The 849-nt window shown below is 57.0% G+C and carries 1 pseudogene; it reads left to right on the plus strand.

The annotated features are described in order from the left end of the window. A pseudogene (locus BN93_RS10730) lies at window positions 1-849 on the plus strand (TraG family conjugative transposon ATPase); the annotation flags it as partial.

An 849-nucleotide genomic window follows, 5' to 3' on the forward strand; every position in this document is an offset into this window, starting at 1 on the left:
TCTCGTTCAACCCCTTCTACACCGACGATTACGTCTTCGACGTGGAGAAGAAGGACAGTATCAAGACGCTGCTGCTCACGCTGTGGAAGAGCGAGAGTCAGGAAGTCCCCAAGACCGAGTCCGCCGAGCTGGGCAGCGCCGTGTCCGCCTACGTGGAGCTGATTCGCACCGACAGGAGCGTCACGCCCTGCTTCAACACCTTTTACGAGTACATGAAAAGGCACCTACCGGCAGGAGCTGGAGGCACGCGACATCAAGGTGGAGAAGTCCGACTTCAACATCGACAACTTCCTCACCACGCTCCGGCAGTACTATCGCGGCGGACGTTACGACTTCCTGCTCAATTCGGCGGAGAACATCGACCTGCTCTCCAAGCGCTTCATCGTCTTCGAGATCGACAGCATCAAGGAGAACCGCGAACTCTTCCCCGTGGTGACCATCATCATCATGGAGGCTTTCATCAACAAGATGCGGCGGCTCAAGGGCGTGCGCAAGCAGCTCATCGTGGAAGAGGCGTGGAAGGCGCTCTCCTCGGCGAACATGGCGGAATACCTGCACTACATGTACAAGACGGTGAGAAAATACTTCGGAGAGGCCATCGTGGTGACGCAGGAGGTGGACGACATCATCTCCTCGCCCGTGGTCAAGGAGTCTATCATCAACAACTCCGACTGCAAGATACTGCTCGACCAGCGCAAGTATATGAACAAGTTGACCAGATACAGGCACTCTTGGGGCTCACCGACAAGGAACGCGGGCAGATACTCTCCATCAACATGGCCAACCACCCGGGGCGGCTCTACAAGGAAGTGTGGATCGGACTGGGCGGCGTGCAGAGTGCCGTCTATG

The organism is Prevotella conceptionensis 9403948, assembly GCF_000312305.1.
In the GTDB taxonomy this organism is placed as follows: Bacteria; Bacteroidota; Bacteroidia; order Bacteroidales; family Bacteroidaceae; genus Prevotella; species Prevotella conceptionensis.